Consider the following 19,463-nt stretch of genomic DNA (forward strand, 5'->3'; position numbering starts at 1 on the left):
GGCGACGCGTACGCGGGGTGCACGCGCGGTGAACGACCGACGACGTTCAGGCTGACAGATGCTGCGGCAGGCGCTGCCCGCCTCAGCGGCCGTGCAGCTTGATCTCCGCGGCCTTCACGACGTTCGCGAGCAGCATCGCCCGGGTCATCGGGCCGACGCCCCCGGGGTTCGGCGAGAGGTGGCCGGCGACCTCGGCGACCGCCGGGTCGACGTCGCCGGTCAGCCTGCCCTTGCCCGTCTCCTCGTCGGCGACGCGCGTGATGCCGACGTCGAGCACCGCGGCGCCCGGCTGCACCCACTCGGGCTTGACCATGTGCGGCACGCCGACGGCCGCGACCACGATGTCGGCGCGGGCGACCTCACCGGCGAGGTCCTGGGTGCGGGAGTGCGTGAGGGTGACCGTGGCATCGAGGCCCTTGCGCGTGAAGAGCAGGCCGAGCGGGCGACCGACGGTGAGCCCGCGGCCGATGACGGTCACGTGCCGACCGCGGATCGGGACCTGGTAGCGCTGGAGCAGCTCGACGATGCCCGCCGGCGTGCACGGCAGCGGCGAGTGCAGGTCGCCCTCGATGCCGAGCACGAGGCGGCCGAGGTTCGTGGGGTGCAGCCCGTCGGCGTCCTTGTCGGGGTCGATGAGCTCGAGCATGGCGTTCTCGTCGTGGCCCGTCGGCAGGGGCAGCTGCACGATGTACCCGGTGACCTCGCGCGCCGAGTTGAGGTCGCGGATCGCGGCGCGCACGTCGGCGGAGGTCGCCGACGCCGGCAGGTCGACGCGGATCGACTCGATGCCGACCTCGGCGCAGTCGCGGTGCTTGCCGGCGACGTACGACCGCGAGGCGGGGTCGTCGCCGACGAGCAGGGTGCCGAGGCCCGGCACGATGCCGTTCGAGCGCAGGTCGGTGATGCGCGAGGCGAGCTCCGACTTCACGGCCGACGCGGTCGCGACGCCGTCGAGGGTGATGGCGGTCATTTCGGGAGCCTTTCCGAGCTGGTACGGGAGGAACTTCGGTGCGACACGCCGGTGGGCGGATGCCGGTGTGCGGCGTGTTGCACCGGAGTTCCTCCGCTGTGCAGGCGAACCGATCGACGGTCGCCGGCGGGATGCGGTGGATCGGGCCGGGCCCCGGGGCGAGCGGCCGCCCGCCCCGGGGCGTCGGCCGAGGGCTACTGCTGCAGACCCGGGTAGAGCGGGAACGCCGCGGTCAGCGCCTCGACGCGCGAACGGAGCGCCGCGACATCCGGGTTCGCCTGCAGGGCGAGCGCGATGACGTCGGCGACCTCCGTGAACTCGGCGTCACCGAAGCCGCGGGTCGCGAGCGCCGGCGTGCCGATGCGCAGGCCCGAGGTGACCATCGGCGGGCGCGGGTCGAACGGCACCGCGTTGCGGTTCACGGTGATGCCGACCTCGTGCAGGCGGTCCTCGGCCTGCTGGCCGTCGAGCTCGGAGGTGCGGAGGTCGGCGAGCACGAGGTGCACGTCGGTGCCGCCGGTGAGCACGTCGACGCCCGCGGCGCGCGAGTCGTCCGCCACGAGGCGCGAGGCCAGGATGCGCGCACCGCTCAGCGTGCGCTCCTGCCGGTCGCGGAACTCCTCGGACGCCGCGATCTTGAACGCGGTCGCCTTCGCGGCGATCACGTGCATGAGCGGGCCGCCCTGCTGGCCGGGGAAGACGTTGGAGTTGAGCTTCTTCGCCAGTTCCATGTCGCGCGACAGGATGAAGCCAGAGCGCGGGCCGCCGATCGTCTTGTGCACGGTCGAGGAGACGACATCCGCGTGCGGCACGGGGTTCGGGTGCAGGCCCGCGGCCACGAGCCCGGCGAAGTGCGCCATGTCGACCCAGAGCTTCGCGCCGACCTCGTCGGCGATCTCGCGGAACGCGGCGAAGTCGAGCTGGCGCGGGTAGGCCGACCAGCCGGCGATGATGACCTGGGGCTTGTGCTCGAGCGCCTTGTCGCGCACCACGTCCATGTCGACCTGGAAGCTCTCGGGGTCGACGCCGTACGCGACGGCGTTGTAGAGCTTGCCCGAGAAGTTCAGCTTCATGCCGTGGGTGAGGTGGCCGCCGTGCGCGAGCTCGAGGCCGAGGATCGTGTCGCCGGGCGTCGCGATGGCGGACAGGACGGCGGCGTTCGCGGTCGCGCCCGAGTGGGGCTGCACGTTGGCGTACTCGGCGCCGAAGAGGCTCTTCGCGCGCGCGATCGCGAGGTTCTCGGCGACGTCGACGAACTCGCAGCCGCCGTAGTAGCGGCGGCCCGGGTAGCCCTCGGCGTACTTGTTGGTGAGCACCGAGCCCTGCGACTGCAGCACCGAGACGGGCACGAAGTTCTCGCTCGCGATCATCTCGAGCGTGGTGCGCTGGCGGTTCAGCTCGAGTTCGAGCACCTCCGCGATCTCGGGGTCGACCTGCGCGAGGGGCTGGTTGAAGACGGACTCGGCGCCCGCGACTGCAGCGGCGGGGGCGTCGGTGGTGAGTGACTCAGCCAATGGATGGCTCCTTCGGGATGACATGCGGACCTGCGGAAATCGCCTCGTGCGCGACTCGCGCCCCGAGGCCTCGCGTACCGGCCCAGGCGTGCGGTCGGTCCGTGCCAGTCGCTCCCCGATGGTCACCCATCTCAACGCCAGTCGCGACGCCGCCAAGCATAGCAACGGAAGCCGCGAGCCCACGCCGCGGATGACGCGGCCGGTCGCGCGACCGGTCGGCCGGGCCGTCCGCGGCGATATCGTGGCCCGGTGACCACCGCGCCGACGACCGTCGTCCACTCCGCCCGCATCGTGTCGGGCGGCGACACCGTCCCGGACGCGTGGGTGCGCTTCGAGGGCGACCGGATCGCGGGCCGCGGCATCGGCGAGACCTGGCGCGATGCGCCGGCGGTGCGGGCCGGCGAGGCCGAGGTGACGGATGCCGCGGGCCGCTGGCTCACGCCCGGATTCGTCGACATCCACTGCCACGGCGCGGGCGGCGCGGCCTTCGACGACGGCGTCGACGCCATCCGTGCCGGGCTCGCCGTGCACCGCGCGCACGGCACGACCCGGAGCGTCTGCTCGCTCGTGACGGCCCCCGTCGACGTGCTCGCCGATCGGCTCCGCGCGATCGCCGCAGTCGCGGCATCCGATCCCCTCGTGCTCGGCGCCCACCTCGAGGGCCCCTTCCTCGACCACGAGTTCCGCGGCGCGCACGACCCGTCGATGCTCCGCACGGCCGATGACGACGCACTCGACCGGCTGCTCGAGGCGGCCGACGGCACGCTCCGGCAGATCACGATCGCGCCCGAGCACGCGGGCGCGGCGGCGGCGATCGCGCGCCTCGTCGAGGCGGACGTCGCCGTCGCCGTCGGCCACACGGGCGCCGACTTCGAGACCGCGCTCCGCGCCTTCGACGCCGGCGCATCGATCCTGACGCACGCGTTCAACGGCATGCGCGGCATCCACCATCGCGCGCCCGGCCCCGTGGTCGCGGCCATGCACGCCGACCACGTGACGCTCGAGGTGATCGGCGACGGGGTGCACGTGCACCCCGACGTCGTGCGCCTGGCCTTCGCGGGGGCGCCGGGGCGGGTCGCCCTCGTGACCGACGCGATGGCCGCGACCGGGGCGGCCGACGGCGGGTACGTGCTCGGATCGCTCTCGGTCGACGTGCGCGACGGCGTGGCCCGGCTCGTCGACACCGGCGCGATCGCCGGATCGACCCTCACCCCGGACGAGGCACTCCGCCGGGCCGTGGTCGATTCGGGCATTCCGCTGCACGAGGCGGTCGGGGCGCTCACCGTCACGCCGGCCTCCGCGATCGGGCGGGCGGGCGACCTCGGCCGGCTCGACGTCGGCTTCGCCGCCGACGCGGTGCTGCTCACAGACGACCTCGCGGTCGCAGCGGTCTGGGGCGCGGGCGCCCGCCTCGCCTGACGCACGACGCGACCTGCGGCCGCCCGGCCCCGGCGGCTTCGCCCGGGCGGAGCGGGGGGCCTGTTCCCCTTCGCCCCTCGCTCCGTCCCGCCTCGCCGTTCCGCGCGCCCCCGCACGGTCCACTCGGACCCGAGCGGCCACCCGGCCCTTCCCCGGTGCGCGGCCACTCACCTTGAGAGACGTCGGCTCCGCCGGATCATGACGCGACTTCGCACGATCCGCGCGCAGAAGCCGAGCCTCGGATCCCGCGTTTCGTCGATCCGGCGCCCATCCGCTTGAATGAGCGGAAGCGCAGAGCAACCCGTCCGGCGCGGATCGCCGGCACCCGAGGGCATCGCGTGCGCCCCGCGCGAGCGCGCCCGAACGAGGAGGACGAGGTAGGTGACCCCACCCCGCTCCGCGCCCGCCGACGCCGACCTGATCGCGGCGACCCGCCGGGGAGATCGCGACGCGTATGCCGAGCTCTGGCGGCGCCACGAGGCATCCGCTCGCACCCTCGCGCGGTCGCACACGTCGCTCGACGCCGACGACCTCGTTGCCGAGGCGTTCACCCGGACCTTCGACGCGATCCGGTCGGGCAAGGGCCCGCACGGGGCCTTCCGTCCGTACCTGTTCGCCACGATCCGGAACACCGCCGCGAGTTGGGGCCGAGCCAACCGCGAGGCGGCCCTCGACGACCTCGAGTCGGTGGAGGATCCGACGACCGGCGATGTCGCCGCGATCGAGGCGCTCGATCGATCCACGACCGCGAAGGCGTTCCGCGCGCTGCCGGAGCGCTGGCAGGAGGTGCTCTGGTACTCCGAGGTCGAGCGGATGTCGCCGCAGCAGATCGCGCCCCTGCTCGGGATGAGCGCGAACGCGACCGCCGCGCTCGCGTATCGCGCGCGCGAGGGCCTCCGGCAGCAGTGGATCCGCGCGCACCTCGCCGACGCCCACCTCGAACCCGAGTGCGGCTGGACGGTCGACCGGCTCGGTGCGTACATGCGCGGGCGACTGCGTCGACGCGACACGGTGAAGGTCGAGGCGCATCTCGACGGCTGCGCGACCTGCCCGGTCGTGGCCGCCGAGGCCCGCGAGGTCGGCATGCGGCTCGCGTTCGTGCTGCTTCCCCTCGCCGCCGGGTCGGCCGCGGCCACGGCGTACTCGGCATGGCTCGGTACGGCCGCACCGGTCGCGACCTCGGCGGCGGGCGCCGCCGGCACCGCGGCGGGTGCGGTCGGCACCACCGGCACCGCGACGGCGGGGTCCGGCACCGGCGCGGCCGGAGCCGCCGGGGCCTCTGGGACGGGTGCGGCGGTCTCCGTCGGCGCCGGGGTCGGCGGCGCGATGCTCGTCGCCGCCACGGCGGTCACCCTGCTCGTGCTGCCGCAGGCCGCGCCGACGGACGCCTCCACCGACCGCGGATCGACGGCGGTCGCCGCCGAGGCGCCGGCCGATCCCGGGCCCGCCGTCGCGGTGCCGGAGCCCCCGCCGGCGCCTCCGGCCGACGAACCGGCGGCGATCGAGCCCGCCGAGCCGCCCGTCGAGGCCGCGCCCCCGGCCGCGCCCGCGGCCGCACCGGCACCCTCCGCCGTCGTCGAACCCCAGCCGGTCGTCGAGCCCGAGCCCGAGCCCGAACCGCAGGCCCGCGCAGGACTCGACCTCGTCGTCGCCGCGCACGGCTCGAGCCTGACGCTGGCGCTCACGGGCGAGCCGGGGGCCGAGGTCGAGCTGCTCGCGGACGGACTGCCGTTCGCGACCGTCGTGCTCGACGACGCCGGAGGCGCGGTCCTGGAGCTCCTCGCGCCGGCCAACCACAAGTGGACCGCGAGCGCGCAGTACGCCTGAGCCCCGCCCCGCCCGACGCCGGTCGAGGCGCGGTGACCGTTCGGGTGGAGCTACGCCTCGACGACGCGCGCGCGAGCGCGCTCCGCACGCGTGGAGCGCACCACGACGAGCATGGCGACGACGAGCAGCACCGCGTAGGCCACCGGCACCGCGCCGATGCCCACCGCATCGAACAGCACCGCGCCGACGAGCGCGCCACCGCCGATGCCGACGTTGAACGCGGTCGTGTAGAGCGCGCTCGCGGCGTCCCGCCGATCGGCCGGCGCGGCCTGCAGCAGCCGGGTCTGCAGCAGCGGAGGGATCGCGCCGAAGGCGAAGCCCCACACGGTGTAGGCGACGATCGCGGGCCACAGCCCGGGCTCGGCGGCGATCACGAGCAGTGCCACGGCCAGCAGCAGCATGGCCCCGACGAGCGCGCGGACGCTGTCGCGCGCGATCGGACTGCCGGCGACGAGGAGGCCGACCGCGCCGGCGAGACCCGACGCGAACAGCAGCGGCGCGACGGCCGCCGACGAGGCGCCGACGACGTCGGTGAGCAGCGGGGCGACGTAGGTGAGGGCGGCGTACTGGCCGATCATGACGATCGCGGTGACGACGCCGACGGCGACGACGCCCCGCATGCCGCGCCGACCGTTGGTTGAGCTCACGGCCTCGATCGCGCCCGTGACGGTCCGGCTCGCCGCCGCGTCGGCGGAACCTGCCTCGCCCGTCGCCGATCGCCGGGTCGGGGCATCCCCCGGCAGCACCGCGCGCACGACGACGGCGCCCGCGAGCGTGAGCACGGCGACCACGCCGAACGCCCAGCGCCAACCCACCGCCTGGCCGAGCGCGGTCGCGAGCGGCACGCCCGCGATGAGCGCGAGGGTGCCGCCGCCGAGCACGACGGAGACGGCTCGCCCGAGATGCTGCTCCGCGACGAGTCGAGCGGGGTAGGCGCCGACGAGCGCCCAGAACAGGCCGTGCGCGACGCCGCCGACGACGCGGACGGCGACCAGCTGGCCGTAGTCGGGTACGAGCGCGGAGGCCGCGGTCGAGAGGCCGAGCACGACGAGCACGATCGTGATGAGCGTGCGCCGGGGTACCCGCTTCAGCAGTGCGGTGAGCGGAGTCGAGGTCACGACGACCGTGAAGGCGAAGACCGAGACGAGCAGGCCCACGAGGGGCGCACCGACGCCCAGCTCGGCGCTCATCTCGGGGAGCAACCCGGTGGGCAGCATCTCGATGGTGATGGACAGGAAGACGGCCGCGGCGAGTGCGACGAGCGCGCGCCAGGGCATGGCGGTCGCGACGGCGCGCGACGAAGAGGTGATCGGCATGAGGAAGTCATCCGACGGCGTTCCCCGCGAGAGCGGCATAGCCTGCTGCGGGTCGACTACGCGCTCACGTGCGCGCCCGGGGCCGACGGTGTCCGCACGACCGCCACCCAGTGTAGCGGGGCGCACCTGCGTATTCGCCGGGCGGTACGCTGTCCCGATGAGCACGGAGGCCGAGCCGCACAGCCCGCACCTGTCCCATTGGGTCGTCACGCTGAGCTGCACCGACGGGCCCGGGATCGTGCATGCGGTGAGCGGTGCGATCGTCGCGGCGCGCGGCAACATCACCGAGAGCCAGCAGTTCGCGAGCCACGACACCGGGCGCTTCTTCATGCGCGTGCAGGTCGAGTCGCCCGCCGACCGCACCGAGTTCGAGGCCGCGCTCGCACCCGTGATCGAACGCTGGAACATGGACCTGCACCTCGACGAGGTCGGTCGCCCGCTCCGCACGCTCGTGCTCGCCTCGACCGCGGGCCACTGCGTCAACGACCTGCTCTTCCGGCAGCGCGGCGGGCAGCTGCCGGTCGAGATCCCGCTCGTCCTCTCCAACCACGGCACGCTCCGGGATCTCGTCGACTTCTACGGCGTGCCGTTCGAGTCCGCGCCCGTGACCTCGCCCGAGGCCAAGGCGGAGTTCGAGCGCCGCATACTCGAGGCGGTCGACGAGCACGACATCGAGCTCGTCGTGCTCGCGCGCTACATGCAGATCCTCTCCCCCGAGCTCTGCGACGCGCTCGCCGGGCGATGCATCAACATCCACCACTCGTTCCTGCCGGGCTTCAAGGGCGCGAACCCGTACCGTCAGGCGCACGCCCGCGGCGTGAAGCTCATCGGCGCCACGGCGCACTTCGTGACGAGCGACCTCGACGAGGGCCCGATCATCGAGCAGAACGTCGTGCGCGTGGAGCACTCGCGCTCGGTCGCGGAGCTCGTGGCGATCGGCCAGGACGAGGAGAGCCGCACGCTCTCGCAGGCGGTGAAGTGGTTCGCCGAGCGCCGGGTGCTGCTCGACGGGCAGCGCACGGTCATCTTCCGCTGAGCGCGGGCCGGGCGGGGTCCTCGAGACGCGCCGCCGCCTCGCGCCGCCCGGCCGCCGAGGCGTCAGTCGCGGAGCTCGCGGCGGCCGTTGATGACGCCGCTGACCGCGGCGACGACGGCGAACACGACGGCCACGACGGGCTGGCCCATGATCCACCACGCGATCGCGGCCGTCGAGAACACGGCGATCTCGACGAGCGCCTTGACGAACGGGTCGACCTGGAAGACCGCCTTCGGCGAGCGGAAGAGCCCCCAGAGCAGGATCGCGAGAAGCGGCAGTCCGATGCCGAGGAGCACGCCGGGCCAGGGCAGCGGGAACGCGGCGAACCCGAAGATGCCGAGCGTCACGATCGCGAAGATCTCGAGCAGGAAGCGCAGCAGGTCGTTGGCGCCGACCTTCGGGGTCGGCTCGGGGGTGGCATCGTTCACGAGGTTCAAGCCTAACCGCGCCCGCCGAGCGCCGACGCCGCGGCATCCACGAAGGGGGATGCCACGGCGTCAGGCCGACCTGAGGCGCCTCGAGCCTCAGCCCACGGGTGTCGCGTCGCGGCCGGCGGGCACGCCGGTCTCGGTCTCGCTCGAGGCGTCGTCCGTCGCCGCAGTGCGTGCCCGGTCCTCGGCGAGCTCCTCGTCGGCGTGCGCCGCCTCGTCGTCGGGCTCGGCGCCGCCGGCGGTGCGGAAGTGGCCGATGAGCGAGAGGAGGATGCCCACCGCGGCCCACGTCGCGAGCACGAGCCACGGGAAGGCCGTCGGCGCGTCGGGGAAGTAGCTGAGGTCGCGCAGCAGCGTGCCGGCGGCCCCCGGCGGCATCCACTGACCGATCGCGCCCCACGGTGCGAGCAGAAACTCGACCGGGACGGCGGCGGCCGAGAGCGGGTTGCCGACGAGCACGAAGAGCACTGCGCCGACGGCGATGCCCGCACGGCCGATGAGTGCCACGAGCCCGGTGATCGGGGCCGCGATCGCCGCCATGGCGAGCGCGATGGCCGAGGCGTTCAGCCAGTATTCGCCCTGGAGGGCGCCGAACCAGCCCTGCAGGATGCCGGTGAGCACGAGCCCGCCGGCGACCGAGTACGCGACGACCGCGACGACGCGCCGCATCGCGCCGATCACGGTGAGCGAGATCGCGATGCCGCCGAGCATGCCGCCGATCACGAGCGGGAACATCGCTGCGGCGAGACCGGTGCCGCGCGGGTCGGAGTCGGCGAGCGGCACGATGTCAGTGACCGTCACCGTGACCTGCGGGAGCTCCGGAAGCGACGTTGCGGCCGATCCGTCGACCGGCTGGCCGGTCGCGGCCGCCTGCATCGCCGCTTGAACGGCGGCCTGGACGACCTGCTGGAGCTGCGCGGGCAGCGCCGCCTGCACCTGGGCGTCGATGCCGGCCTGCAGCTGGGTCGCGAGACCGTTCAGGAGTTGCGCGACCACGGGGCTCGCGGCGGTCGCGGTGAGCACCTCGGGCGCGTCGGTCGGCTGGTCGCCGAGGACGATCGCGCCGTAGACCTCGCGCTGCTCGATCGCGGCGACGGCCGCGTCTCGGTCGTCGTACCGCTCGAGCGCCACGGCGCCCTCGGCCTCGTCGGCGACGCGCTCCTCGACCTGTGTGACGGACGCGTCGGGCCCGACGATGCCGACGGGAAGGTCCTTCGGTTCGGCCGTGACCGACGGCCAGGCGAAGGCGAGCAGGATGACGCCGACGACGAGGGACAGGACGGCGCCGATGCCGACGGCCCGGCCGATCGGCGTCCGATGCGTGGAGTGGGAGGACATGAGCGGCTCCTTCATAAAAAACGAATGCTCGTTCTTTATAATGGACCCGAGACGTAGGATCGTCAAGCGACGGGAGGAAGCCGATGCCGAAGGTGAGCGATGAGTACCGGGCCGCGCGACGCGAGGAGATCCTCGCCGTCGCCCTCCGCTGCTTCGCCGAGCGCGGCTACGCGAAGACGTCGATCGCCGACCTCGTCGAGGCGTCCGGCCTCTCGGCGGGCGCGATCTACGGCAACTTCCCCGACGGCAAGCAGGAGCTCTTCGCCGCCGCGGCGGCACGGCTGCTCGAGTCTCGCCGCGTCGAGCTCGCCGAACGCCGACGCGACGGCGGTCCGCTCGCCCCCGGCGAGATCATCGCGACGCTCGTCGGCGGCATCCGCAGCGAGCCGTTCAGCGAGGTCCTCCCCCAGCTGTGGTCCGAGGCGATCGTCGACCGCGAGATCCGCGACCTCGTGCAGGTCGTGTTCCTGCGCCTGCGCGGCGCGATCGGCGCCCAGCTCGCCGAGTGGGCGCGGGCGAACCCCGACCGCGTCGAGGGCGATCCGGGCGCTTGGGCCGAGCGCGTCACGCCGGTGATCCTGTCGGCCGCTCCCGGGTTCATCCTCCAGCGGGCCCTGCTCGACGACTTCGACGAGGAGGCCTACCTCGCCGCGCTCGGCGAGGCGCTCGTGCACTGAGCCGCCGTGCACTGATCCGCCGTGCACTGATCCGCCATGCACTGATCCACCGCGCCGGTCGCCGGCGCGGCGACTCCGGTCGGCTCAGATGCCCTGCCAGTCGGGCTTGTTCGCCCAGGCGTGACGGTAGTAGGCGGCGTATGCGAGCCGCGACGCGGCCGCCTCGTCCACGATGACCGTCGCATGCGGGTGCAACTGGATCGCCGAGCCCGGCTGGCTCGCGGACACGGGCCCCTCGACCGCTGCCGCGACGGCGTCGGCCTTCGCCTCGCCGAAGGCGAGGAGCACGAGGTGCCGGGCACGGAGGATCGTGCCGATGCCCTGGGTGATGCAGTGCATCGGCACGTCGTCGATCGAATCGAAGAAGCGCGCGTTGTCGATGCGCGTCTGCTCGGTCAGCGTCTTCACGCGCGTGCGCGATGCGAGGGACGACCCCGGCTCGTTGAATCCGATGTGCCCGGTGCGCCCGATGCCGAGGATCTGCAGGTCGACCCCGCCCGCGGCGTCGATCGCCGCTTCGTAGTCCTCGGCGGCGGTCCGGATGCTCGCCGGATCGCCGTTCGGCACGCGGATGAGCTCGGGCGTCAGGCCGAGCGGATCGACCACCTCCCGCGCGATGACCTGGCGGTACCCCTCGGGATGCCCCGGCGGCAGTCCGACGTACTCGTCGAGCGCGAAGCCACGCACGCCGGCCGTCGCGATGCCCTCGGCCGCGATGCGACGCGCGAGCGCACGGTAGGTGCTGAGCGGGGTGGACCCCGTCGCGAGGCCGAGCACGGCGTCGGCGCGCGCACGCAGGAGGTCGACGACGGCGGATGCCGCGAGCTCGCCGGCCGCCTCCTCGTCGCGGACGATCACGACCTCTGCCATGCCGGCGCCTCCAGTTCCTCTCCGATCAGGGCGGCACCGACGGCCGCCGCCGGGAAGCCGCGCGGGATCACCTGGACCCTGCGGGGCAGGTCGAGCGAGGCGAGGAATGCGGAATCCTCGGCCCAGCCGCCGAGCACGCGGCGCGTGCCCGCGAGCAGTCGGTCGCCGAGCGCGGCGAGCCCGCCGCCGATGACGATGTCGTCGACGTCGGTCGTGAGCGCGAGGAGGCGCACCGCCGAGGCCACGCCGACGAGGAAGCGCTCGCGCACCGCGACGGCGTCGTGCTCACCGGCATCCGCCCGGTCGAACAGGTCGATCGCCGGATACCGATGGGCGCTCGGCCACAGCGTCGCGAGCGCCGATCCCGACGCGAGCGTCTCGAGGCACCCGCGCTGTCCGCAGGCGCAGCGGTCGCCCGCCGGGTCCACCGGGATGTGGCCGATCTCGCCCGCGACGCCGCGACCGCCGCGCAGCAGGTGCCCGTCGAGCACGATGCCGGCGGCGAGTCCGGTGCCGAGGTTCAGGTAGGCCATCGAATGCGCACGGATGCCGTCGGCCACGCCGAGCAGGTGGTGCGCGCCGAGCGCGGCCGCCTTCACGTCGTTCTCGACCCGCACGTCGATGCCGAGCCGATCTGCGAGGCGCGGGCCGAGGTCGAGGCCCTCGAGGCCGAGGTTGACCGCATGCGTCACGCGTCCGGTCCCGGAGTCGACCGAACCGGGGATGCCGATGCCGATCGAGTGGAACGCGCGCGCGTCGACGCCGGCGAGCTCGGACATCCGCTCCACGGTGCGCAGCGCCGTCGCGACGACCTCCTCGGCGCCGAAGCCCGTCGGCATGCGGACCTGGTCGCTGAGCTCGCCGTCCTCGCCGATCGCGACGGCCGCGGTCTTGGTGCCGCCGATGTCGATCCCGAGCCTCACGACACCTCCGCCGCGGCGGTCAGCGCGTCCTGCACGAGCTCCGCGAACGTCGCGGCGACGCCGCGCGAGGCGCCGAAGGTCGCGAGGTCGGCGGTCGCGAGGTCCTCGCTCGGCCAGCCCATGTCGACCGTCACCACGTCGGCGCGCGACGCGCGCAGACGATCGATCGCGTCGACCGCGAACGCGTGCCGGTGCAGGTCCTTTCCGATGACGACGACCGGACCCGCGAGCGCGGCCGGCTCCGGCAGCGGGTTCGCGGCGTCGAGCACGACCTCCGCGGCATCCGTCAGCCAGGCCGGAGCCGGATGATCGGCGTCGGGCACCGCGGCGAGCGCGAACGGCCCCCACGGCACGCCGCCGACGGCGATGTTCGCGACCGTCTCGACCCGCACGATCGTGCCGACCGAACCGGTCGCGCACAGCCGGTCGAGCGCACCGGGCGCGACGTGGAACGACGCGGCGACGCGGTCGGCGAGGCCGGCGGGCAGGTCGAGCGGCAGCATCCCCGCCGGGACGGCGGGTGCGTCGGGCTCGGGGGCCTGGCGGTGCACGGCGGCGAGGGCCCGCACCCGGGCCGCGGCGTCCGCGACGCGCTCGGCGGCGAGCCGGCCCGACGCGACGGCGTCGGCGATCGCCAGGGCGATCTCCTCCATCTGCTCGCCCGTGTTGTCGGTGCCGATGCAGAGCAGGTCGCAGCCGGCGGCGAGCGCGAGCACGGCAGCCTCGGGGATGCCGCGCCCGGCGCTCGCCCCGGCCATGTCGAGCGCATCGGAGACGATGACGCCCTCGAACCCCAGCTCCCCGCGGAGCAGGCCGTGCAGGATGCGGGAAGACAGGGTGGCGGGGTGCTCCGGGTCGAGCTGCGGGAGCAGGATGTGGGAGGTCATGATCGACCGGGTCCCGGCCGCGATCGCGGCGCGGAACGGCGCGAGCTCGCGCTCGTCCAGCGCCTCGAGGGGCAGGTCGACGACCGGCAGGGCGAGGTGCGAGTCCGTCGCGGTGTCGCCGTGGCCGGGGAAGTGCTTCGCGCTCGCGTCGATTCCCGCGGACTGCACGCCCTCGACCCACGCCGCAGTGTGCCGGGCCACGAGGCCGGGCTCGGCACCGAAGCTGCGCACGCCGATGACCGGGTTCGCGGCGTTCGAGTTGATGTCGGCGTCGGGCGCGAACGTCATGGTGCAGCCGACCGCGACCAGGGCCTCGCCCACCGCGCGCCCGACGGCGCGCGTGAGCGCGAGGTCGTCGATGCGGCCGAGCACGGCGTTGCCGGGGTACGGCGCGCCGCGGTCGGAGAACAGGCGCGTGACGTCGCCGCCCTCCTCGTCGATGGCGACGACCGCGAGGGGGTTCGCGTCGCGGAGCTCGGCGGTCAGGCTCGCCAGCTGGACGGGCGAGACCACGTTCGAAGCGAAGACGCACACGCCGCCGAGGCCCTCGCCGAGGAGGTCGAGCAACCACTCGGGCGCCTCGGGGCCGGCGAAGCCGGGCAGCAGGGTCGTGAGGATGTCGCGGCGCAGGTCCTGGCCCGCGCCGCTCCGGATCGTCTCGCTCATCCCTTGACCGCTCCGCTCACGAGTCCGCTCGTCATCCGGCCCTGGACGATCAGGAAGAAGACGATGACCGGGATCGCCATCAGGGTCGAGCCTGCCATGATGGCGGCCCAGTTGGTCGTGCCGTTGGCCACGAGGAACGTGCGCAGCCACACGGGCAGCGTCATCATCTCGGGCCGGGCGTTCAGCACGAGCGCGATCACGAACTCGTTCCACGCCTGGATGAAGCCGAAGACGCCGGTGGCGACGAGCCCGGGGGCGAGCAGCGGGAAGGTGACCCGCCAGAAGGCGCCGGCCCGGGAGCATCCGTCGATCATCGCCGCCTCCTCGAGGTCGGCCGGGACCCCGTTGACGAACCCGCGGAGGGTCCAGATCGTGAACGGCAGCACCGTGGCGACGTAGACGATCGTGAGGCCGATGAGGGTGTTCAGCAGGTGCCATCCGTCGATCACGCGGAAGATCGAGACGATCATCGCCTCGCCGGGGATCATCTGGATCACGAGGATCATCACGATGAACCCGCGACGGCTCCGGAACCGGAACCGCGTGACCGCGACCGCCGCGAGGAACGCGAAGACGAGCGCCACGAGCACCGTCGTGAGCGTCACGACGAGCGAGTTCACCGCCGCCGGCGCGAACGGCGTGCGACCCGGGTCGAAGAGCACGGTGGCGTAGTTGCGCAGCGTGAAGTTGTCGGGCCAGAAGTGGATCTCGGAGCCGCGGATCTCGTTGTTCGGCTGGAACGAGGTGTTCACCATCCAGTAGACGGGGAAGGCGAACAGGGCGAAGAGCACGACCGACAGCGCGCTCCAGAGCGCGGTCGAGAGGCGGTTTCGGCCGCGCCCGCGGCCGGGAGCCGGGCGCGTGCTCGAGCCCGTCACGATGGCGGTGGTGGCGCTCACAGCTCCTCCTCCTTGATGGTCTGGCGGACGTAGTAGAGCGAGACGACCATGAGGATGATCGCGGTGATCACCGCGATCGCACCGCCCGTGCCGAAGTCGCCGCCCGCGATCGAGACCTGGTAGATGTACACGCCGAGCGTGTTGGTGAGGGCGCGGATGCCGCCGATGTCCTGCAGCGCGAAGATCTGCGTGAACACCTTGAGGTCCCAGATGATCTGCAGGATCGTCGTGATGAGGAAGATCGGCTTGAGGTACGGGAAGGTGATCAGCCGGAAGCGATCGAACGCCCCGGCGCCGTCGAGCTGTGCCGCCTCGAGCACCTCGTCGGGCACCTGGGTGAGGCCGGCGTAGATCGTGAACGCGACGAACGGCACGGCGCCCCAGACGATGATGATGCCCGCGACGAGGAAGAAGCTCAGCGGATCGATGAGCCACGAGTGCTGCCGGAACTGCTCGAGGCCGAACCCGTTCACGAGGACCGAGTTGACGACGCCGTAGTCGGTGTCGAACATCCAGCCCCAGACGATGGTCGCGGAGAGGGGCGGCATCGCCCACGCGAGCAGCATGCCGAGCGAGAGCAGCAGGCGGAAGCCCTTCGGCAGGCGTTGGAGCAGGAGGGCCATGAGCGTGCCGAGGATCATCGTGGTCACCACGCACACCGCGGCGAACACGAGGCTGCGACCGAGCACCTCGTAGAAGGTGACGTCGGTGAGCACGGAGACGTAGTTCTCGAACCACACCCAGGTCGGCGGAGCGCCGAACACCTGCGCGCGGCCGAACTCCTGCATCGAGGTGACCAGGAGCTGGATCAGGGGCCAGCCGACGATCGCGGCGAGCACGAGCGAGGCGGGGACGAGGAGGGCGTAGGGCGTGAGGCCCCCGGCACGGCGGCTGAAGCGACGTCGCTTCGGCGGCTCGACGGGCTGCGGCGTGACGATGCGCTCGCCGTCGACCGCGCTCACGGCCGGGGGGAGGCCGGTGTCGGTGGTGGTCATGTGGGGCTCCTGCGTCAGACGGCGAGGTGGGATGCCGCGGGCGGTGCCCGCTCATGGTTCCGGGCCGGCAGCGTGTGTGGGGCACTGCCGGCCCGGGGCCCGGTGGAGTCGGTGCGGCCGCACGTCGAGTGTGCGCGCGGCCGCACCGCGTGGCAAGGACTAGCCGTTGAGGATGTCCTCGATCTGCTGGTCCGCCTCCTCGGCGAGCTGGGCGACGTCGCCGCCCTGCGCGATGTTGACGAAGAGGTCCTGCAGGATGCCCGCGGCCTCGACGTCGGCCCACTTCGGCGAGGCCGGGGTGAGCTTGGCGTTGCCGGCCGCGGCGGCGATCGCCTGCGCGACCTCGTCGGTGCCGAGCGTGTCGGCGAGCGAGAGCTTCGCCGGGACCAGGCCGTTCTCGCCGTAGATCGTCTGGAACTCGTCCGAGAGGATGATCTTCAGCGCGTCGAGCGCGAGCTCGGGGTGCTGGGTCTTGGCCGAGATGCCGATGTTCGAGCCGCCCGCGAAGACCTGTGCGGCGTCGCCGTCGGCGCCCGGGAGCGCGTAGACGCCGAGGTTCTCCTCCTGGTCGGGGCAGCCGGGGGTCTCCGCGTCCTCCGGGGCGAGGATCGACCACTTGACCCAGCTCGGGGCCGAGAGCTGCAGCGTGGTGCCGTCGCAGAATCCGACCTGCGGGTTGGTCTCGTTGCCGTCCTTGGGCGCGAGCGACGCTTCGGTCATGACCTTCTGCACCTGCTCGAGGCCCGCGATCGACTCGTCGCTCGAGAGCTGCGCGTCCCACTGGTCGCCGTCCGGAACCGCGATCTCGCCGCCGTTCTCCCAGATGTAGGGCAGGGCGTTGTACCAGTCCTGGCCGGGCCACCAGATGCCCGACTTCCCCGGGTTGTCGGTCGCCAGCTGGATGCCCTGGTCGACGTACTGGTCGAGCGTGGTCGGGGCTTCGAGGCCGGCGGCCGCGAGGGCGTCCTTCTTGTAGAAGACGAGGCGAGCGCCCGAGTACAGCGGGGCCGCGTAGAACTTCTCGTCGTAGGAACCCGCCTCGACGAAGCCGGGCAGCAGGTCGTCGCCGCCGAGCTCGTCGTAGTGGTCGGTGAGGTCCATGAACGCGCCCGCGGAGGTGAACGCCGACGCCTGGGTGTTGCCGACCTCGACGATGTCGGGGCTGTCCGAGCCGGACAGGCTCGTGGTCAGGCGGTCGACGAGGCCGTCCCACGACTGCTCCTCGATGACCAGCGTGGAGCCGGGGTGCTCCTCCTCGAAGGTGTCGACGAGCAGCTCGCGCGCCGCGTCGGGGGTGTCGGTGCCGACGAGCCAGACGCGGATCTCCGCGCCCTCCTCGGAGGCCGCGTCGCCTCCGGTGGTGGCGCACCCGGCGAGGGTCAGCGCAGCCGCGGCGCCGAGCGCCACGATGCCGAGGTTCCTCATTGCGTGGTTTCCTTTCGTAGGGGGAAGGTGGGAGCGGGGCTGCTGCCACCCGTGGTGCAGGGGGTTGGGGCCTAGGAGACCCCGAGTTGGCCGGAGAGGACCATGACGGCCGCCCCGCGCAGGACGATGTCCTGCCCGTGCGCGGTCATCCGGAGCCTCAGTTCCCGGTGGTGCTCCGTCATCGTCCGGTTCCGGACCGTCTCGGCGGCCGCCTCGAGCAGCGGGCCGTCAAGCAGTTCCGTCGGTCCGCTGAGCACGACCTCGGAGAGGTTCAGCGCACCGACGACGGGGGCGAGCACGATGCCGAGGCGTCGGCCCGCTTCCCGCAGGGTCTCTTCGCGAGCGGATGCCGCGGCATCCGCGTCGCCGAGCCGTTCGAGCTCGGCGGTGAGCCTGGGCACGGCGAGCCAGGCCTCGAGGCAGCCGTGCTTGCCGCACGCGCAGCGCGGGCCGCCGTCGGTGCCGACGACGACGTGGCCGATCTCGCCCGCGGCGCTGCCGGCGCCGAGCACGGGGCGCCCGCCGACGACGAGGCCGGCGCCGACGCCGTGGCCGACCTTGACCAGCAGGAGGTCGCCCGGGGCGCCCGCGTGCTCGGCGAGCACGGCGACGTTGGCGTCGTTGGCGACGTGGACGGGCAGGTGGAACGCGGCCCGGAGCCGCTCCTGGAGCGGGAGGTCGGTCCAGCCGAGGTTGGGGGCGGAGTGGACGACGCCGTTGGGCTCGACGACACCCGGCGATCCGACGCCGATGCCGAGCACCGGCGCCGTCGTGAGCGCGAGGAGCCCGTCGAGGAGCTCGGTCACGAGTTCGACCGCACGCTCGCCGGTCGCACCGTCGAGCGCCACCTCGGCCCTGGCGACGATCGTGCCGTCGAGGTCGAGCACCGCTCCGCGGAAGCGGGTGTGCTCGGAGAGGTCGAGGGCGACCACGTGGTGGCCGGCGCGGTCGATGTCGATGAGCGTCGCCGGCTTGCCGGGACGCGCGTCCTCGCGGTGGCCGAGCTCGACGACGAGGCCCTCGCCGATGAGCTCGGCGACCAGGTCGGAGACGGTGACGCGCGTGAGCCCGGTCTCGCGCGAGACATCCGCCCGGCTCTGCGCGCCCGACGAGTAGAGCGTCTGCAGGACCAGCGAGCGGTTGTGGCTGCGGGCGTGCTCGGGGAGCACCTTGCCGGAGGTGCGGAGGGCGCGGCCCGCGAAGAGCTGGCCGGCCGCCGTCGCCGGCCCTGCCGTGCGCGCGCCGCCGAGTGTGATGCCTGCGGGCGCCTGCCCGGGTGCTGCTTCCGTTGCCGTCACGTTTGTTAGTACACCTTACGAACAAACCCCCGCGCAACCCCTCGGGCCAAATTCGTTCATGTTCTTTACAAACCCGTGACCTGTCGATCCATGCACGCACGGCACGACCGCGACGCCGGCCGGTGCCGGAACGGGCGGTGAGCGCCGTTCCGGCACCGGGGTCGCGCTCCGTGGTCGGATCCGCTGCCTCAGGCCGCGACCGACCCGACGGGACGCACCCGGTCCGCTGCCGGACGCGTGGCCGCGACGCCGACGCCGAGCAGGACGAGGCCCAGGTTCGCGAGCGTCTCCGCATACCCCGGGTGCGCCGCGGACCCGGGCAGGACGAAGAGGAGCGCCGTGGCGGGCAGCGTCAGCATCAGGAGCCAGGCCGACGGCGAGCGGTCGCTCTGCACGAGCAGCGTGATGCCGAGCACCGCGGGCAGGAGCAGCATTCCGAAGAACCCGACGTTGACGGCGATGCCGAGCACGCCCTCGGGCTCGATGCCGAAGAGGTGCACCGTCAGCCCGATCGCCATGGTGCCGTACACGGCCGCGAGGGCCCAGCGCACGACCGAACGCCACGGGCGTCCCCGGAACACCGGCGCCGCGACCGTGAACAGCACGACCACGATCAGCGCATAGCAGGCGACGTGGACGGCGCCCCCCACCGCGGAGACGAACGGCAGCGGGCTCCCGTCGGCGAAGACCGAGTCGGAACCGGTGAGGATGCGCGTGAGCGCGTCGGAGAGGGCGATCGCGGACGTGGCGATCGCGCAGATGAGTGCGGCGAGGCGGATGCGGGACATGGCTGGTACCTCCGGTTCGACGGGATGCGGTGGTCGACGACCACCGGGAGCAGGCTCCCGTCGCACGTGCGCGGCCGCATCCGCCGAGGGGGACCGCGGCCGTCCTCGGTCGGGACCGATCGCCCTCCTCCGCGGGCACGTCATCGGGGTCGTCCCCACGGAGGATGCGCACGGCCTCGGCGGC

17 protein-coding genes and 1 riboswitch are annotated in these 19,463 nt (G+C 73.2%); of the genes, 4 read left to right on the top strand and 13 right to left on the bottom strand.

Annotation, left to right across the window (positions count from 1 at the left end; genetic code table 11):
• Window positions 1–82 precede the first annotated feature (82 nt).
• Together ACSJD1_RS17600 and glyA are read right to left on the bottom strand one after the other, a co-directional pair.
• Window positions 83–970 carry a bifunctional methylenetetrahydrofolate dehydrogenase/methenyltetrahydrofolate cyclohydrolase gene (locus ACSJD1_RS17600; RefSeq protein ID WP_438856446.1) on the bottom strand — a complete coding sequence of 296 codons (888 nt, stop codon included), beginning with the start codon at window positions 968–970 and terminating at the stop codon, window positions 83–85.
• Window positions 971–1,164: 194 nt separating this feature from the next.
• Complete coding sequence (gene glyA, locus ACSJD1_RS17605; RefSeq protein ID WP_438856445.1) at window positions 1,165–2,484, bottom strand: serine hydroxymethyltransferase; 1,320 nt, start codon at window positions 2,482–2,484, stop codon at window positions 1,165–1,167.
• A gap of 73 nt (window positions 2,485–2,557) precedes the next feature.
• A riboswitch (ZMP/ZTP riboswitch) is annotated at window positions 2,558–2,639 on the bottom strand.
• Between the two features lie 94 nt (window positions 2,640–2,733).
• Between glyA and nagA the strand changes: the two genes are divergently transcribed.
• Both nagA and ACSJD1_RS17615 read left to right on the top strand, forming a co-directional pair.
• A complete protein-coding gene (gene nagA, locus ACSJD1_RS17610; protein ID WP_438856444.1) occupies window positions 2,734–3,903 on the top strand; it encodes an N-acetylglucosamine-6-phosphate deacetylase in 1,170 nt (389 codons plus the stop codon).
• Window positions 3,904–4,284: 381 nt separating this feature from the next.
• Entirely contained in the window at window positions 4,285–5,730 is a 1,446-nt protein-coding gene (locus tag ACSJD1_RS17615; RefSeq protein ID WP_438856443.1) for a sigma-70 family RNA polymerase sigma factor, read from the top strand.
• A 50-nt stretch (window positions 5,731–5,780) separates the two neighbouring features.
• Here ACSJD1_RS17615 and ACSJD1_RS17620 read toward each other — a convergent pair whose 3' ends face one another.
• The gene (locus ACSJD1_RS17620; protein ID WP_438856442.1) at window positions 5,781–7,046 is read right to left on the bottom strand and encodes an MFS transporter; all 1,266 of its coding nucleotides are present in this window, start codon (window positions 7,044–7,046) and stop codon (window positions 5,781–5,783) included.
• A 157-nt stretch (window positions 7,047–7,203) separates the two neighbouring features.
• Here ACSJD1_RS17620 and purU point away from each other — a divergent pair, with 157 nt between their 5' ends.
• The gene (purU, locus tag ACSJD1_RS17625; protein ID WP_438856441.1) at window positions 7,204–8,082 is read left to right on the top strand and encodes a formyltetrahydrofolate deformylase; all 879 of its coding nucleotides are present in this window, start codon (window positions 7,204–7,206) and stop codon (window positions 8,080–8,082) included.
• A 62-nt stretch (window positions 8,083–8,144) separates the two neighbouring features.
• Here the strand turns inward: purU and ACSJD1_RS17630 are convergent, their stop codons facing one another.
• Window positions 8,145–8,510, bottom strand: coding sequence for a YrdB family protein (locus ACSJD1_RS17630; protein ID WP_438856440.1), 366 nt, complete (start codon window positions 8,508–8,510; stop codon window positions 8,145–8,147).
• A gap of 96 nt (window positions 8,511–8,606) precedes the next feature.
• On the bottom strand, window positions 8,607–9,851 hold the full coding sequence (locus ACSJD1_RS17635) for an ABC transporter permease (RefSeq protein ID WP_438856439.1): 1,245 nt from the start codon (window positions 9,849–9,851) through the stop codon (window positions 8,607–8,609).
• Between the two features lie 83 nt (window positions 9,852–9,934).
• Between ACSJD1_RS17635 and ACSJD1_RS17640 the strand changes: the two genes are divergently transcribed.
• A complete protein-coding gene (locus ACSJD1_RS17640) occupies window positions 9,935–10,528 on the top strand; it encodes a TetR/AcrR family transcriptional regulator (protein WP_438856438.1) in 594 nt (197 codons plus the stop codon).
• A gap of 84 nt (window positions 10,529–10,612) precedes the next feature.
• Here the strand turns inward: ACSJD1_RS17640 and nagB are convergent, their stop codons facing one another.
• From nagB to ACSJD1_RS17680, 8 genes are all read right to left on the bottom strand, one after another.
• Window positions 10,613–11,398, bottom strand: a complete 786-nt coding sequence (nagB, locus tag ACSJD1_RS17645; protein WP_438856437.1) for a glucosamine-6-phosphate deaminase — start codon at window positions 11,396–11,398, stop codon at window positions 10,613–10,615.
• On the bottom strand, window positions 11,383–12,321 hold the full coding sequence (locus tag ACSJD1_RS17650; protein WP_438856436.1) for an ROK family protein: 939 nt from the start codon (window positions 12,319–12,321) through the stop codon (window positions 11,383–11,385). The genes nagB and ACSJD1_RS17650 overlap by 16 nt, the downstream gene beginning before the upstream one ends.
• Window positions 12,318–13,874, bottom strand: a complete 1,557-nt coding sequence (locus tag ACSJD1_RS17655) for a glycoside hydrolase family 3 protein (RefSeq protein WP_438856435.1) — start codon at window positions 13,872–13,874, stop codon at window positions 12,318–12,320. The genes ACSJD1_RS17650 and ACSJD1_RS17655 overlap by 4 nt, the downstream gene beginning before the upstream one ends.
• A complete protein-coding gene (locus ACSJD1_RS17660; protein WP_438856434.1) occupies window positions 13,871–14,773 on the bottom strand; it encodes a carbohydrate ABC transporter permease in 903 nt (300 codons plus the stop codon). The genes ACSJD1_RS17655 and ACSJD1_RS17660 overlap by 4 nt, the downstream gene beginning before the upstream one ends.
• On the bottom strand, window positions 14,770–15,768 hold the full coding sequence (locus tag ACSJD1_RS17665) for a carbohydrate ABC transporter permease (protein ID WP_438856433.1): 999 nt from the start codon (window positions 15,766–15,768) through the stop codon (window positions 14,770–14,772). Before ACSJD1_RS17665 ends, ACSJD1_RS17660 begins: the two co-directional genes overlap by 4 nt.
• A 159-nt stretch (window positions 15,769–15,927) precedes the next feature.
• Entirely contained in the window at window positions 15,928–17,193 is a 1,266-nt protein-coding gene (locus tag ACSJD1_RS17670; RefSeq protein ID WP_438856431.1) for an extracellular solute-binding protein, read from the bottom strand.
• Between the two features lie 71 nt (window positions 17,194–17,264).
• Entirely contained in the window at window positions 17,265–18,449 is a 1,185-nt protein-coding gene (locus tag ACSJD1_RS17675; protein WP_438856432.1) for an ROK family transcriptional regulator, read from the bottom strand.
• Window positions 18,450–18,679: 230 nt separating this feature from the next.
• A complete protein-coding gene (locus ACSJD1_RS17680; protein ID WP_438856430.1) occupies window positions 18,680–19,279 on the bottom strand; it encodes a hypothetical protein in 600 nt (199 codons plus the stop codon).
• Between the last annotated feature and the right edge of the window lie 184 nt (window positions 19,280–19,463).

It is taken from the genome of Agromyces excoecariae, assembly GCF_051715505.1.
GTDB lineage: Bacteria > Actinomycetota > Actinomycetes > Actinomycetales > Microbacteriaceae > Agromyces.